The sequence below is a fragment of the [Mycobacterium] stephanolepidis genome, assembly GCF_002356335.1.
Classification (GTDB): domain Bacteria; phylum Actinomycetota; class Actinomycetes; order Mycobacteriales; family Mycobacteriaceae; genus Mycobacterium; species Mycobacterium stephanolepidis.
The window spans coordinates 1,891,333-1,906,669 of record NZ_AP018165.1 but is presented as its reverse complement, the minus strand read 5'-3'; the positions used below and the strand labels follow the sequence as shown (position 1 = coordinate 1,906,669).

Genomic DNA, 15,337 nt, shown 5'->3' with positions numbered 1-15,337 from the left:
CGGCACATGGCCGAAACCAGCCCCGGAGCTAGCCGGAAAATCATTGTCAGACACGGCGATACCCCTCCGGGAGCGGGAGATGCCCCAATGGGAGCACTGGTAAGTGCGAGGAGCCCGCGCAGCCCGGTCCCTGCCCGATGGTGCGAACCTGGCGTCGGGGAAGTACGCCAGGGCCGTATCGGACAGAGGCCGCGCTGCGCGGGCTCGCTCAGAAGATGCCATTGAGGGATTCATCGCTGGCCGCCGAGAAATTCTCTTCGTGTTCCTCCAGGTACTGCTGCCACTTCGCAGCATCCCAAATCTCTAGGTAGTCAACGGATCCGATGACAACGCAGTCCTTGGACAAATCCGCGTATCGCCGGTGATCGGCGGACAAGGTGATGCGCCCCTGCGCATCCGGATGCTGTTCGTCGGTGGCCGCCGCCAGGTTACGCAGAAAGGCACGGGCCTCGGGGTTGCTCCGAGAAGCCGTGGCGGCCTTACGTGCCAGCTGCTCGAACTCGGCCCGCGGGTAGACGGCGAGGCTGTGGTCCTGGCTCTTGGTAACCATCAACCCTCCAGCTAACGCGTCCCGAAACTTGGCGGGCAATGTGAGTCGCCCCTTGTCGTCGAGCTTGGGCGTGTAGGTACCGAGAAACACCTCGACACCTCCCTGCCCGGAACCCTTCGGAGCTACCCTTCCCTCCGATAGGCGCCACTTTACCCCACAATCCCCCACTTTGAATCTGATTTGCCGCGTGTCTCCCCACCATGTGCCCACCATAAGGTCGACGAATGGCTTCGACATGCTGTTTCCCCAGGTCAACCTAGTGGGGGCGAGTGGGGCACCGGTATCCGGACGAGTTGATAACGATTTGGCCTGCACGGGCGAACAGGCTTGCGAGCGATCACCCCATGGCGAGTAGTCGCGCAGTGGAAGCGCTCAGGCAGCAACGCATACAGCAACAGACCCGCGCCGACTGCGCGGGTCTGAGAGTCCGGACTGCGTTAGATGGGGTTTGTCAGTTGTCGAAACGGCGGCGGAATCGCTCTTCCATGCGCTGCGCGAACGATCCGGCGGCGCGTGGGCGACGAGCGCGGCCACTGGATGCGCCCGGTCCCCCTTGCCCGGTAGCGCCCGCCTCGGAGCGCCGGCTTCCGATGATCGCGAAAACCGCGGCCCCGAACATGACGACGAACCCGATCACGCTCAGGACCGGGAAGTTTCCGATCTGAGTAGCGGGTACGGCGACACCGATCACCAACATCGCCAAGCCGATGCAGAAGAGCGCCGCACCCTGCAGACGGCGGCGACCGGAGGTCGCGCCCAGGCGTCCTCCGCGCACGCTCGACGCAAACTTGGGGTCCTCCGCGTACAGCGCGCTCTCGATCTGGTCGAGCATGCGCTGCTCGTGCTCGGAGAGTGGCATCGGTCCCTCCCTCTGGCGCATCGCAACCGGTTGAGTATGTCGTGTCGTTTTATCAACGGTGCCGTGGTTACAACACCCTCACGTTCATAATACGAGGTGAATACCCGCTATACCACCCGGTTCACCCACCAATCTCCCAGCCACACCGACCGGGCAACCGACACGGCGCGGCGCGCCGACGGACCCGGCGAAAACAGAGACAGCGCCCAGGAATGGGCAGAGCGTGATAAACCCGGCGGTACACCCGAAGCCCACACAGAAACCAAAAGGACGCACGTTGACGACATTCCTGGCCGACTTGTCGCAACGCGATATGCAGCGCAGGCTCAGCGAAGCGCTTCGCGTCTACGTCATCGCCATGGGCTATCCGCACGGCACCGAGGATCAGCGTGCTCCGATGTGGCTCGAACACAGCCGCAGACGAGGGTGGCAGGCGGCCGCGATCTTTGACTCTCCCGCCGATCCGGCCTCTGACAGCGCCGGATCCGCCCAGGACCGCATGGACCAGGCACGCATCGTCGGGATCGCCTACGGCTACCGCGGTGCCGCCGACCAGTGGTGGCACCAGCAGGTCAGCCAGGGACTACGCAAGTCCGGGGTGCCCCGCGACCACATCAGCGCCCTGCTCGACCAGTACTTCGAGCTGACAGAGTTGCATGTCGACCCCGGGCTCCAGGGCCACGGTTTCGGTGAGGCGTTGGCGCGGCGGCTGCTGGCCGGTCGTTCCGAATCGCATGTGCTGCTGTCCACCCCCGAGATCACCGGCGAGTCCAACCGGGCGTGGCGGTTGTACCGCCGACTCGGGTTCACCGATGTCATCCGGCAGCACCAGTTCGCGGGAGATCCCCGGCAATTCGCAGTGCTTGGTCGGGCTTTGCCGCTGGAACCCGGATATCGACAGGCCGACGTGACCGCCGTCTGGCACGATGAGCCGCGATGAATAGCCCTGGGCGTGCGGCGCGTATTGCCGCAGTGCTGTTGTTGACGACGCTGCCGCTGCTGTCCGGATGCGTGCGCGTCAAGGCCTCGATGACCGTCACCACCGACGATCACGTCTCGGGGCAGCTGATCGCCGTCGCCAAACCGCAAGGCAAAGACGACAAAGGCCCCCAGCTCGAACGGAACATGTCCTTCGCCCAGAAGGTTCAGGTCGGTGAGTACGAAGAGAACGGCATGGTGGGGTCGCGCGCCATCTTCAACGATCTGACGTTCGCCGAAGTCCCCCAGCTGGCCGGAATGAACAAGAACGCCGCCGGCTTCGATCTCACCCTGCGCCGTAACGGCGATGTGGTGGTGTTGGAAGGCCGCGCCGATCTGACCGCACTGGAAGACACCTCAGATGCCGATGTGTCGCTGGCCATTTCATTTCCCGGCGATATCGAATCCACCAACGGGGAGATGCTCGGCTCCGACGCCGTGCAGTGGAAACTCACTCCCGGCGTAGTCAGCACGTTCACCGCGACCTCCCGCTACACCGACCCCAGCACCCGCTCCTTCAACGGAGCCGCGATCTTCATAACGATCTCCGCCCTGCTGGTCGGCGCCCTGGTTGCATCCCTGGCCTGGCTGGACCGCGACCAATCCCCTCGGCTTACGCCCGACCAGTTCCCGGAGTGACCCGCACTCCGAGGTTCTCCAGCACCTCGGAAGTGGCCCGCGCGAAGTTGAGGGTCATGAAGTGCAGGCACGGAACACCCTCGGCGAGCAGCCGGGCGGCCATCGACGTGGTGACCTCGACGCCGACCTTGCGGACCTCGTCGCGGTTCTCCTCGGGACCATCCCCGGCAGCACGTAGAAGTCGTTCCTCCAGAGCAATGGGCAACGTGGACGAAGAGAGCTCCACCTGCCTGCGCAACGACCTCAGCGACGTAATGGGCATCAGCCCGGGAACGATCGGCTTGGCGCCCTGTTCGGGGTCGGCGGCCACCACCCGATCACGCAGGCGCAGGTAGTCGTCGACATCGAAAAACATCTGCGTGATGGAGTACTCCGCTCCGGCTCGCAGCTTGTTCACCAAATTGGCCGTGTCGCGTTCCAGATCGATCGCCTGCGGATGGCCCTCCGGGAAAGAAGCAACACCCACGTGGAAATCACCCAGGTCACGAACCAGCCGCACCAATTCCTCGGCATAGGTCAACCCACCGGGGTGCGGAATCCATTCAGCATTCACATCCCCAGCCGGATCGCCACGCAGGGCAAGGATATTGGTGATGCCACGGTCCACATATGCGCCCACCATGGCACGCAACTCATCGACGGTGTGCCCGACGGCTGTCAGGTGCGCAACGGGGAGCAAGGTGGTGTTCTCGGCCAGCTCACCGGTCACCCGCACCGTGCGATCACGGGTGGAACCGCCCGCTCCATAGGTCACCGAGACGAACACCGGCTGATACCGCTCGAAAACTCTTGCCGCCCGCCACAACCGCGCCTCGGCGGCCTCATCGCGAGGCGGCATGAACTCCACCGAGAACGCGACATCGCCAGGCTGAACCCCGGCCAGTCGATCGGCGATCGACCCCGGATCCTGCAGCTCGGCGACCGATGCGTCATGGTCGAGCGGGTTGGTTGTCACCCGTCCAGGATAGGTGGGATTACTCTAGGTTCACCCTCGGAGACCTGTAAGCATCCGGGATCAACCACCGCACCCTGAGAGGACGCACCGCTGAGTGTCAACGTAGCCGCTGCCAACGCCCGGCACCTGACCGACGCGGTAAGCGACCAACTGAGCCAGTTCCTGGCCGAATGCCGTGAGCACACCGCGCATATCGGGCAGAACTATGAGCATGCGATCACGGCCCTCGACCGGTTTGTGCTGCGCGGCGGCAAGCGGCTACGCCCCGCCTTTGCCTACTGGGGCTGGCGAGCGGTCACCGACGACCCCGATCCGTGGAATCCCGAAGTGCTGCGGGTATGCGCCGCGCTCGAACTGCTGCACACCTGTGCGCTCATTCACGACGACGTCATCGACAGCTCCGCCACCCGACGCGGCGAGCCCACCATCCATATCGAATTCGCCGCCCTGCACCGTGAGAACGGCTGGTCCGGCTCCCCCGAACAGTTCGGCATATCCGCTGCGATCCTGCTCGGCGATCTGGCACTTACCTGGGCTGATGACATGGTGGTCGGCGCACAGCTGTCCCCCCAGGCCCATGCGCGGGCTCGTGGCGTGTGGTCGATCCTGCGCAGCGAGGTGCTCGGCGGCCAATATCTGGACATTCTGTCCGAATCCTCTGGCGACGAGTCCGTCGAGACCGCCATGCGCGTGATCCGCTTCAAGACCGCCGGATACACGGTGCAGCGGCCCCTGCAGCTGGGCGTCGCGATCGCGGCCGAGAACCCCGAGATCTCACGACTTCTCGGTGATGTCGGGCTGGATATCGGTGTTGCGTTCCAGCTGCGCGACGACGTGCTCGGGGTGTTCGGGGATCCCAAGGTGACCGGGAAACCCGCCGGAGACGACCTGCGTTCCGGAAAGCGCACCGTGCTGCTGGCCGAAGCCCTGCGACTGGCACGCATCAACGACAACGCCGCCGAGGACATGCTTCACTCCTGGATCGGCACCCCACTCACCGATCATCAGGTCGCCGAAATGTGTTCACTCATCGTCGACTTGGGTGCACTCGCAGCGGTGGAGTCTCGCATCGAGGAGCACACGCACCGCGCACTGGAGCAGCTGTCCGGCGCAGATATCGCCGATGACGCCCGTGTCGCGCTGTCTGACCTCGTCCGATTGGTGTCCAACCGGAGCGCATGATCACGTGAGCACATCATCAAAGGCGGTGCAGCCTCCCCTGGAGCCAAACCCGGCACCCGAACCTGCGGTAGTCGATCCGGACGCCGGGTGGACAGCCGCCTTCCTGAGGTCCCCCGCCGGGCGCGCGGCAGTCACCGGATTCGGTGGCGCCATCCTCATCGCCATCGGCGGACTGGGTGCGGGCAGTACCCGACAGCACGATCCGCTGCTGGAATCCGTTGGGCTGTCCTGGTTGCGTTTCGGCCACGGGTTGGTGGTGTCCTCGATCTGCATGTGGCTCGGAGTGGTCCTCATGCTGCTGGCGTGGCTCGGGCTGGGTCGCCACGTGATCGCGGGCAAGGTGACCAAGGAGTCCCTCCTGGTCGTCATTCCGTGCTGGCTGCTGCCGCTGCTCGCCTCGGTCCCGGTGTTCAGTCGGGATGCGTACTCCTATCTCGCACAGGGCGCGTTGCTGCGCGACGGATTCGACCCCTATCTGGTGGGCCCCGTCGAAAACCCGAACGCGTTGCTAGAGAACGTCAGTCCGATCTGGTCCACCACCACCGCGCCGTATGGACCGCTGTTCATCCTCATCGCACGATTTGTCACTCAGATCGTCGGTGACGACGTGGTGGCCGGAACCATGCTGCTACGCCTGTGCATGCTGCCCGGATTGGCGCTGCTGGTGTGGGCCACCCCCCGAGTCGCCCGCTGTCTTTCGGCCAACGCCGGCAAGGCGTTGTGGATCTGCGTGCTCAACCCGCTGGTGATCATCCATCTCATGGGCGGTGTGCACAACGAGATGCTGATGGTCGGCCTGATGATGGCAGGCATTGCACTCGTCCTTGAGCGCCAGCATGTTTGGGGCATATCAGTGGTCGCGTTGGCGGTGGCCGTCAAGGCGACAGCCGGTCTGGCCTTGCCCTTCCTGGTGTGGATCTGGATGCGTCGCCTGGCCGAGAACGCCGATGAGGACTCCCCACAGCGTCACCCGGTGACCGCGTTCGCGATGGCGTCGGCAGCCTCGGTGTCCGTCGTCGTCGCGGTGTTCGCGGTGTTGTCCTGGATCGCCGGCGTCGGCCTGGGATGGCTGACCGCCCTGGCCGGTTCGGTGAAGATCATCAACTGGCTGACAGTGCCCACCGCCGTCGCGAACATCATCAACGTCGTCGCCGGTCTTTTCGTGACCGTCAACTTCGATGCGCTTCTGGAGATCACCCGCATCATCGGGGTCATGGTCATCGCGGTCAGCCTGCCCGTGGTGTGGTGGCGGCACCGGCACAACGATCGCGACGCAATGTTCGGGATCCTGTGGGCGATGGTGATCGTGGTGCTCATGGCGCCGGCGGCGCTGCCCTGGTACTACACCTGGCCACTGGCCATCGCGGCGCCGCTGCTGCAATCGCGCATCGCGATCGCAGCCATCGCCGGGTTCTCCACCTGGATCATGGTGATCTTCAAACCCGATGGCTCCCACGGCATGTACGTGTGGGTGCATGTACTGATCGCGGCAACCTGCGCTGCCATCGCGTGGCGGATGATCAACACCGCGCCGGAAGCGCGCGATCCCAGCGACTACTAATAGCCCATCGCCTGTGCCCGCCGCAGCACCTCGCGGGCCTGGTGACCATGTAGCGCATCGACCGGGCGGGCCGCTTCGATTCGTTCGGTGGTGCCGTCCCGGGTCACCGTCAGCGACTCATCACCGGTGAACAGCCAACGCATGATTTCGGGCTCGTGATATCCCCCGTCCCGCAGCACCGAGAGCAGCCCGAACAGATGCTTCACCACCGGGCCTTCGGGGCTGAAAAAGATGACGGGAACCTTGATTTCGCCATCGCGGCGCACTGCGATGAGTTCACCGTCGCGCAAATACTGCTGAACCTTGGAAACCGGTACCCGCAGGCGCGTGGCCGCTTCTCTGAGGGAGAACAACGGCTCGTCGGCGTCAAGCGTGTCGGCAACGTATGGAATGGCGCTCATAACGAATGACGCTAGTCGCCTCGCACGCCACCGTCGCCCAAAAGCGTCCTCCGGGTGTGGTGACGCGCGTAACCTTCGGACCGTGACGAGTTCCGGCGATCCGACATCGGTCACCCACAGTGAGTACTACCCCTACCCCGTCGAGAAGGTCTGGGATGTTCTCGTTTCCCTTGAGCTCACCGCCTCACAGGTGAAAGAGGTCAACGACGCACCCGTCGAAGTCGGCGAGGCACGCGTCCTGATCACCCATCCGCAGCCCGCCGTCGGCTTCGATGGCGTGCTCCGGACCACCTACACCAGCGTGGTGCCACACGAGCACATCGAGCAGGTATTGACCGCCCCTGGAATCGAAGTGACCTCCCGCTGGAATCTGCTGCCGGAGCCCGGCGGCACCCGGCTGCGTGTCACGTACAGCCGGTTCGACCCGGCCATTGCCCTGCACCGTCAATGGCGGACCATGCTGTTCTCGGGCGCCGGGCCAATGCTCAACTCCGTCCGCGAAATGCTCGATAAGCGACGTTGACGCCGGGGCGCTCCCGCATCACTGGATACCATCGATGCGATGACGTCGCCCAAGAACCCGACCCACCGCCTCGATCCGATGATCGGGACGGTGCTCGATAGTCGGTATCGCATTGAGGCACCGATTGCGACAGGTGGCATGTCGACCGTGTACCGGGGGCTGGACACCCGGCTGGACCGCCCGGTTGCCGTGAAGGTGATGGACAGCCGCTACGCCTCCGACACGGGGTTTCTGGCACGGTTCCGGCTCGAGGCCCGAGCCGTCGCACGATTGCGCCACCCGGGGCTGGTGGCCGTGTTCGATCAGGGCATGGACGGTAAGCACCCCTTCCTGGTGATGGAGCTGATCGACGGGGGCACCCTGCGCGAGTTGTTGCGCGAGCGTGGACCCATGCCGCCCCATGCCGTGGCCGCGGTGTTCAATCCGCTGCTCGGTGGCTTGGCGGTCGCACACCGATCGGGACTGGTGCATCGCGACGTCAAACCCGAGAACGTGCTGATTTCCGACGACGGCGAGGTCAAGCTCGCCGATTTCGGGCTTGTGCGTGCCGTCGCCGAGGCCGGAATCACGTCCACCAGCGTGATCTTGGGCACTGCGGCGTACCTGTCCCCCGAGCAGGTGCGCACCGGCTCGGCCGGCCCACGCAGCGATGTCTATTCGGCGGGCATCCTGATGTACGAATTGCTCACCGGTTCAACACCGTTCACCGGGGATACGCCGTTGGCACTGGCCTATCAACGCATCGATCGCGATGTACAGGCACCCAGCGAGGTCATCGACGGCATTCCGGAAGAGTTCGACGAACTTGTGTTGCGTGCCACCTCCCGCGACCCGGACGCACGCTACGCCGACGCTGCACAGATGGGCGCCGAACTGGACGCCATCGCCGCGGATCTGCAACTGCCGACCTTCCGCGTACCTGCACCCCGGGATTCCAAACAGCATGTTGCCGAACAGCTTTACCGCAGCCGACTGATCGAGACCGGCGGACGCACCACGGGCAATCTCAGCGCCCCCGGTAAAGCGGATGCCGCAGACACCGCCTCGGCCGCTGCGGCCCTGGGTGTCTCACCGCGACCCAGCGTCTCGGCACGTCCCAAGGTGCCCAATCCCACGCGGATGATGGACCCGGTGCCCGCCTATGATCCCCAGTACGATCCCGAATTCGACAGCGACCCTGACGAATCGGCGTTCTTCGCCGATATCGACGACTCGGAGTACCGGTACGAACGTCAGCAGAGCCGCCGCGCGATCTTCATGTGGCTGGTGATCGTTCTCATCATCACCACCTCGGTGGCGGCGGGATGCTGGTCGCTGGGCGCCAACATCACCAACCTGCTTTAGTCCCTGAGCATCTCCGCTACGAGGAACGCCAACTCCAGTGACTGCTGGGTGTTCAGACGCGGATCGCATGCCGTTTCGTAGCGACCGGCCAGATCGTCATCCGAAATATCCTGTGCCCCACCGAGACATTCGGTGACGTTCTCACCGGTGATCTCGACGTGAATACCACCGGGGTGCGTGCCGAGCGCGTTGTGCACCTCGAAGTATCCCTGCACCTCATCGACGATCCGATCGAAGTGCCGCGTCTTGTAACCGCTGGGCGACTCGTGGGTGTTGCCATGCATCGGGTCACACTGCCAAACCACCTGATGGCCGGTGGCCTGTACCTTCTCGATGATCGGCGGAAGCAGATCGCGCACCTTCGAGTTGCCCATCCGCGACACGAACGTCAGGCGGCCCGGCTTGTTGTGCGGGTCAAGACGTTCCACGTATTCGACGGCCTGATCGGGCGTGGTGGTGGGGCCGATCTTCATCCCGATCGGGTTGGCGATGATCTCGGCGAAGGCCACATGCGCGTGATCGAGCTGCCGCGTGCGATCGCCGATCCACAGGTAGTGCGCCGACAGGTCGTACAGTGCCGGCTCGCCGTTCTCGTCCTCTGACAAACGCAGCATGGCGCGCTCGTAGTCGAGCACCAGCGCCTCATGGCTGGCGTAGATCTCAGCGGTGTCCAGGTTCGAATCCGCCACACCGCAGGCGCTCATGAACTTCAGGCCGCGGTCGATCTCGGAGGCCAGCGCCTCGTAGCGGGCACCGGCAGGTGAGGTACGGACGAATTCCCGGTTCCAGTCGTGCACCAGTGCCAGCGAGGCCATCCCCGAGCCGGTTACCGCGCGCACCAGATTCATCGCGGCACTGGCGTTGGCGTAGGCGCGCACCAGACGCGAAGGGTCGTGCTCACGCAGCGCCGCGTCGGGGGCGAATCCGTTCACCATGTCGCCGCGGTAGGACCGCAGCCCCAGTGCGTCGGTATCGGAGCTGCGTGGTTTGGCGTACTGGCCGGCGATACGGGCCAGCTTCACCACCGGCATGCTGGATCCGTACGTCAGCACCACCGCCATCTGCAGCAGCGCACGGATGTTGGCCCGGATATGCGGCTCGGTGTTATCGGCGAAGGTCTCGGCGCAGTCTCCGCCTTGCAGCAGGAATGCCTCACCACGTGCTACCTGAGCCAGTTGGCTCTGCAAACGCTGGATCTCCGCGGGGACGGTGATCGGGGGCACGCTTTCGAGCACGGTCCGCATGGCCGCGGCCTGATTCGCGGGCCAGCTCGGCTGCTGAGCAGCAGGTTTGGCGAGCGCGGCATCCAGGCGCTGACGCAGATCGGCCGGGAGCGGCGGCAGCTCCGGCAATTGGTCGATGGGGACGTCGACTGTCCAGTTCACGTACTCATCTTAACCGGCCCTTACCAGCGGATTTTCACCCGGGATTCGCGGTGATCAGCCCGGCGGAACCATCGCGCGGTAGCGGGCCAGGTTGTAGCGGGCATCAACCAGGGCATCGTGTGAGTCGGCGGGCCGTTTCGGCACCGCCGGGCGGCCCAGGTCGTACCACAGCTGCTTGAGTTCGAGGGTGAACCGGGGAACCGGCTGCGGCAGCTCCGTCATGGCCCCCCACAGCTGACACAGCGCCACGTGGTCGTAGGCACCCACCCAGGCCCACAACTCGATCGGGTCGGACGACCCGCCACCGTTCAGTCCGAGGAACTCGGCCAGGTCGTCGCGAATCTGCCCGCGTGAGCGCCACAGCGGCGACGACAGCGCCGGCAGTTTGGGCAGGACGTTCTGGCGCACCCACGGACCGGCCTGCTGCGGATCGAAGGCGGTGGAGACGGCGTAGTACTCACGGCCGTCTTCGCAGACCATCCCGATGGAGATGAGTTCGATGGTGCGGCCATCGTCGATGAACTCGGTGTCGTAGAAGTAACGCACGCGGGCCGCCTAGTTGTGCGCCGGAGAAGCCGGAGCCAGCTCATCGGCCTGTGTCGGCTCATCTTCGCGCACAACATCGTTCACGTCCGTCGGGTCACGCCGCAGCCATATCCAACTGGCCACGAGCACCCCGAGATGAACGAATACATACAGGCTGGGGATCAGATCGTTCAGGACACCGCCGGGGCGTAACGTCAAGGCGCCGGAGTCCGGTGTCTTGCCGCTGAGGCTGGTGAACCACGCCGCGAACACCGCACAGAATGCCCACATCGTGATCGCGGACGCCCGCTTGCCCAGCACGTAACCGCGGTAGCTCAGATGGACGACCAACGGCACGAACCACACCCAGTGATGACTCCAGCTGAACGGCGAGGCCGCCGCCGATGCCATGCCCACGATCGAGATGGCCAGCAGCAGCTGTCCGCGCCGATACGCCAGAACCGCGACCACCAGGCTCGCCACGATCACCAACACCGACAGTGCGGTGGCCGTCCCGGCCGACAGATTCAATCTGAGAAAAAGCCCACTGATGCTGGTGCTCGCGGTGGGGTCGCGGGTGATGCGGCTGATCTTCTCGAAGGCACGGTCCACCCAGTAGTAGTGCGAGGCGGAGGGCAGGAAGATGAAGCCCAGACCGATGGTGGCGATCAGCGTGATGGCTGCCATGACGGCCGCACGAATCCGCCCCACCAGGAACAAGAAGACGATGAAGATCATCGGGGTCAGCTTGATGCCGGCCACGATGCCGATGCCGATCCCGGCCAGCTTCCACCGTTTGGGCGCCAGGAGGTCCGTCACCACCACCGCCAGGATCAGCAGATTGATCTGGCCGAGCTGAATGGAGAGCCGGACCGGTTCCAGCCACGAAACCAGACCGACCAGCAGGGCCAACAGTCCCCATAGTCCGGCCTTGGCCGAGACGTTCAGCCAGGCCAGCATGCGCCAGACCGAGTAGACGAGCAGCGCCGGGAACACCACGAGCGACAGGATCTGTGCGGTGAAGTCGGTGATGAAGGCCAGCGGGGTGAATACCAACGCCGCGAACGGGGTGTAGGTGAACAGCAGATCGTCTATCTCGCCGTTGCGCCCGATCGAGTAGAGATCCAGTCCGTCCAGTACGCGTGTGCCACCGAATCGATACACCAACACGTCGATCTGCAGTGCATATGTCGGCCAGTGAATGAAGACGACCGCGTGCAGCAGCAGGGCGACGGCGAGGACGAGCGGGCCACCCCACGCGATCCATCTGGCAACTCGACGAACGGAGCCGCCGTCCGCGATGGCGGTTTCGTTTATTGAATTCGGCACGGCCCTTGCATCTCTCAGTTCTCCTGCGGGTGGCCTCAAGAGTAACGGTACCGGCGCGGATAGCTGACCCACGCCCCACTGCGAGGTGCCACCTCAGATGCAGGGAAGATGCACGGACCCCCGATTAACCGGCGGCGCTCTCCGGGATGCGATCGGGCTGCTGCGGAGGCTCTGCGGGCTTGTCCTTGAGCGACGCCGCGTAGATGTCGACGTACTCCTGACCGGACAGCTGCATCAGCTCGTACATCACCTCGTCGATGACCGCACGCTCGATGAAGCGGTTTCCGGCCATCCCATCGAAGCGAGAGAAGTCCAACGGCTTGCCGATTTTCACGGTGACCTTGGAAAAGTGCCAGCGCGCCGTGCCCGGTGGGTTCATCACATTGGTGCCGACCATCGCGATCGGGATGACGGGTACCCCGGTGGCCAGGGCCATGCGCGCCAAGCCCGTCTTACCCTTGTAGAGACGGCCGTCCGGGGAGCGAGTGCCTTCGGGGTAAATACCCAGCAGCTTGCCCTCGCCGAGTAGCCGCTTGGCGGTGCTCAGCGCATTCTCGGCGGCGTCGGCGCCGGTGCGGTCGATCGGGACCTGCCCGGCCCCGCTGAAGAACACTTTCTTCAGCCAGCCCTTGAACCCGGGCTCGGTGAAGTACTCGCTCTTGGCCAGAAAGGTCACCCGGCGGGTAGAGACCAGCGGCAGAAAGAAGCTGTCGACCACGGCGAGATGGTTTCCGGCCAAGATCGCCGGCCCGGACGATGGAATGTTCTCCAGACCTTCTACCTTGGGGCGGCCCATCAGCTGCAAGATCGGCCCCATGAAGATGTACTTCAGCAGCCAATAGAACATCGCGCGCATCCTCTCCCGATCCCCATGAGCAGCACGGGGCTGGCGCCGAGCTTACCCTCGGCGACGGCGAATCTTCGTGGAGTGTCTAAGGTCCCGGAAATATGGGACGCGAAGTCCCAGAACGGACACGGATGCTCGTCACTCGTCGATGTCGACCGGGATCGGTTGGTACCCAGTCGATTGCGAACTCGGCGGCGGGGTTGGGAACGGACTGCGATAACCACCCTCGGGGCCGTCATCGGGATCGTCCGGACCACCGGGCCCCTCGGCCTCCAACATCGCCCGCACCACCATCACCAGCGCGAGGCTGTGTTCGGCGATCGTCGCCAACAGCGGATGATGCTCACCTTCGACGAGGGCCGCCAACGCACAGACCGGGCAGAACAGCTGGTTGCATTTTCCGGGAGCGGCGCCGTCCGCGGGAGCGCGAGCGGCCTGCCGCAGCGCCGGGTCGAGCTTGTCGAGGATCGAGGCGGCCAACGCACGCAGTTCGGGGGCGAGTTCCGGATGGGTACCCGTCACGTAGGCCACACCTCCGGATCCGCTCTAAACCGTATGGTCAGCTCACCACCGACAAGCCGGGCATCGACAACCACACAGCGCCGCAGCACGGAGGCCAGCCGGACCCGCCGGCGCATCCCATTTGCGCCGATGACCAGGTCATCTCCCACCCGGCCGAGGCTCAATGTGGCCGGATCGATCTGCGGTAACTCTAGCCGTAACAGATATACGGTGTCCGCTCCGGACCCGGATTCACGCTCGACAATGGTGGCCAGCGGTGCCGGGGGCTTAGCCCCATCGCGCCGCCGAACCGCCTCGGCCAGTTCGCCGAGCGCCTCCGGCCCGATGGGCTCACGCGGCAGATGCGGCACCAACAGCATCTCCACGTCCCCGATCGCCTCCCCCATCTCATCGAGAACCGCGGCTTGATCGGCGATGCGCTGCATGTACCAGTCGAATGCCGGATGCGCGGGCAGATTGTGGTACTCGTACGAATCATCTTGAATGAGAACCTGATTGACAATCACTTGATCGATGCGCACACCCATGAGCGCCAACGCTCCCACGGTACGGATGGCCTCGGCCACCACTACCCGTTCGGGAGTCAACACCAGATGGGCTCCCACCCGTTCGGCATCCGAAAGCAAGCCCGCAAGCCGATCCGCCGACGCCGCAACGCGTTCCAGTAGTTCGGCCAGTATCAGGGCGCGAGGTGTGCCGATACCGCCGAGTCGGCGATGCCGCGGCCAAGCCCGTTCCAGATACATCGCGAAGGTTCCGGGCAGAGTCAGCATGCGCAACGCGTCTGCCGTTGAGGCACAGTCGACCACGACGACATCCCATTCGCCGGTGTCGGCGAGTTGTTGAACCTCATGCAGCCCGAGCATCTCCTGCACACCCGGCAGTGCGGAAAGCTCTTCGGGGGCAAGCGATCCAATGTCGGATTCGGGATACTGCTCGGCGATCGTCGCGGCGATGTCACCCCAACGCTGTTCCAGCAGTCCCAGGGTGTCCAGGGCCATCACATCCAGTTGTCCCCCGTACGGGTCCTCGACCACCCGCACGCAATGAGCCCCCGGGGTGGGGTCCACACGAACGCCGAAGACGTCGCCGAGGGAATGCGCCTGGTCGGTCGACACCGCGAGCACCCGCTGCCCGGCGCGCGCGTACCGCACCGCAGTGGCACCGGCCAGCGTCGACTTACCCACACCCCCCTTGCCGACGAAAAGGCCGATGGTGGCTGTCAACGGCACGTGGGCATCGGGGGCGACGTCTGCGGGGTGGGACACGAGATCCTCCCCGACGTCGCTAGCGGTCAGATTCGACTCGCTTCTTCAAATCCTTGAGTGCGGAGTCGGTGATCTTGCGTTCGGCCTTGCGCTTGAGCATTCCGATCATCGGAATTTGAAGGTCAACCGCGAGCTCATACGTCACCTCGGTGCCAGACCCCTTGGGCGCCAAAAGGTATGTCCCTTCCAGCGAACGTAGGAGGGAACTCTCCGCCAAGGTCCAGGTGACCTTTCGGCCATCCGGAGACCACACGTACTCCAGGACCTGGGTGTCCTTGAGGACACCGGCGTCCAGCACCAACCGGGCACGTTTGACCCTGCCCTCGGAGTCGGTGTCGAGCACCTCGGTTTCCTTGTACTCCGACACCCATTCCGGGTAGGCGCCGATATCGGCGATCACCGCCATCACTTTGCCGGGTTCGGCATCGATGGCAATCGTTTGGGTAGTCTTCTCAGCCACCTGACAGAC

The 15,337-nt window shown here is 64.5% G+C and carries 17 protein-coding genes; 6 read left to right on the top strand and 11 right to left on the bottom strand.

Annotation, left to right across the window (positions count from 1 at the left end; all coding sequences use genetic code 11):
- Positions 1–208: 208 nt before the first annotated feature.
- The gene (mraZ, locus tag MSTE_RS09540) at positions 209–640 is read right to left on the bottom strand and encodes a division/cell wall cluster transcriptional repressor MraZ (protein ID WP_030095491.1); all 432 of its coding nucleotides are present in this window, start codon (positions 638–640) and stop codon (positions 209–211) included.
- A gap of 361 nt (positions 641–1,001) precedes the next feature.
- Positions 1,002–1,409: a DUF3040 domain-containing protein gene (locus MSTE_RS09535; protein ID WP_096505663.1), complete on the bottom strand. Its 408-nt coding sequence runs from the start codon at positions 1,407–1,409 to the stop codon at positions 1,002–1,004.
- A gap of 277 nt (positions 1,410–1,686) precedes the next feature.
- On the opposite strand from MSTE_RS09535, the gene MSTE_RS09530 reads away from it, so the two are divergent.
- A complete protein-coding gene (locus MSTE_RS09530; protein ID WP_096500743.1) occupies positions 1,687–2,349 on the top strand; it encodes a GNAT family N-acetyltransferase in 663 nt (220 codons plus the stop codon).
- Positions 2,346–3,026: an LppM family (lipo)protein gene (locus MSTE_RS09525; protein WP_096500741.1), complete on the top strand. Its 681-nt coding sequence runs from the start codon at positions 2,346–2,348 to the stop codon at positions 3,024–3,026. The genes MSTE_RS09530 and MSTE_RS09525 overlap by 4 nt, the downstream gene beginning before the upstream one ends.
- Here MSTE_RS09525 and metF read toward each other — a convergent pair.
- Entirely contained in the window at positions 3,001–3,981 is a 981-nt protein-coding gene (metF, locus tag MSTE_RS09520) for a methylenetetrahydrofolate reductase [NAD(P)H] (RefSeq protein WP_096500739.1), read from the bottom strand. The genes MSTE_RS09525 and metF overlap by 26 nt on opposite strands.
- A gap of 126 nt (positions 3,982–4,107) precedes the next feature.
- Between metF and MSTE_RS09515 the strand changes: the two genes are divergently transcribed.
- Both MSTE_RS09515 and MSTE_RS09510 read left to right on the top strand, forming a co-directional pair.
- A complete protein-coding gene (locus MSTE_RS09515; RefSeq protein WP_167455708.1) occupies positions 4,108–5,163 on the top strand; it encodes a polyprenyl synthetase family protein in 1,056 nt (351 codons plus the stop codon).
- A gap of 37 nt (positions 5,164–5,200) precedes the next feature.
- Positions 5,201–6,724: an alpha-(1->6)-mannopyranosyltransferase A gene (locus MSTE_RS09510; protein ID WP_408645914.1), complete on the top strand. Its 1,524-nt coding sequence runs from the start codon at positions 5,201–5,203 to the stop codon at positions 6,722–6,724.
- Here MSTE_RS09510 and MSTE_RS09505 read toward each other — a convergent pair.
- Entirely contained in the window at positions 6,721–7,125 is a 405-nt protein-coding gene (locus MSTE_RS09505; protein ID WP_096500733.1) for an Rv2175c family DNA-binding protein, read from the bottom strand. The genes MSTE_RS09510 and MSTE_RS09505 overlap by 4 nt on opposite strands.
- An 82-nt stretch (positions 7,126–7,207) precedes the next feature.
- On the opposite strand from MSTE_RS09505, the gene MSTE_RS09500 reads away from it, so the two are divergent.
- Positions 7,208–7,648, top strand: coding sequence for an SRPBCC family protein (locus tag MSTE_RS09500; RefSeq protein ID WP_096500731.1), 441 nt, complete (start codon positions 7,208–7,210; stop codon positions 7,646–7,648).
- Between the two features lie 78 nt (positions 7,649–7,726).
- The gene (locus tag MSTE_RS09495) at positions 7,727–8,992 is read left to right on the top strand and encodes a protein kinase domain-containing protein (protein ID WP_162291613.1); all 1,266 of its coding nucleotides are present in this window, start codon (positions 7,727–7,729) and stop codon (positions 8,990–8,992) included.
- Here MSTE_RS09495 and MSTE_RS09490 read toward each other — a convergent pair.
- The 7 genes from MSTE_RS09490 to MSTE_RS09460 all read right to left on the bottom strand — a co-directional run bounded on the left by MSTE_RS09490 (position 8,989) and on the right by MSTE_RS09460 (position 15,328).
- Positions 8,989–10,377 (bottom strand): class II 3-deoxy-7-phosphoheptulonate synthase, encoded by a 1,389-nt coding sequence (locus tag MSTE_RS09490; RefSeq protein ID WP_070942517.1) that lies wholly within the window; start codon positions 10,375–10,377, stop codon positions 8,989–8,991. The two genes, MSTE_RS09495 and MSTE_RS09490, sit on opposite strands and share 4 nt — an antisense overlap.
- A 54-nt stretch (positions 10,378–10,431) precedes the next feature.
- Complete coding sequence (locus MSTE_RS09485) at positions 10,432–10,923, bottom strand: polyadenylate-specific 3'-exoribonuclease AS (RefSeq protein WP_070942518.1); 492 nt, start codon at positions 10,921–10,923, stop codon at positions 10,432–10,434.
- A 9-nt stretch (positions 10,924–10,932) separates the two neighbouring features.
- Positions 10,933–12,231, bottom strand: coding sequence for a glycosyltransferase 87 family protein (locus MSTE_RS09480; protein WP_096500728.1), 1,299 nt, complete (start codon positions 12,229–12,231; stop codon positions 10,933–10,935).
- 124 nt (positions 12,232–12,355) lie between these two features.
- Positions 12,356–13,078 carry a lysophospholipid acyltransferase family protein gene (locus tag MSTE_RS09475; protein WP_096505661.1) on the bottom strand — a complete coding sequence of 241 codons (723 nt, stop codon included), beginning with the start codon at positions 13,076–13,078 and terminating at the stop codon, positions 12,356–12,358.
- 138 nt (positions 13,079–13,216) lie between these two features.
- Entirely contained in the window at positions 13,217–13,600 is a 384-nt protein-coding gene (locus MSTE_RS09470; protein WP_096505659.1) for a hypothetical protein, read from the bottom strand.
- Positions 13,597–14,868, bottom strand: a complete 1,272-nt coding sequence (locus MSTE_RS09465; protein WP_096500727.1) for an ArsA family ATPase — start codon at positions 14,866–14,868, stop codon at positions 13,597–13,599. Before MSTE_RS09465 ends, MSTE_RS09470 begins: the two co-directional genes overlap by 4 nt.
- A gap of 19 nt (positions 14,869–14,887) precedes the next feature.
- A complete protein-coding gene (locus tag MSTE_RS09460; RefSeq protein ID WP_005060860.1) occupies positions 14,888–15,328 on the bottom strand; it encodes an SRPBCC family protein in 441 nt (146 codons plus the stop codon).
- Positions 15,329–15,337 lie beyond the last annotated feature (9 nt).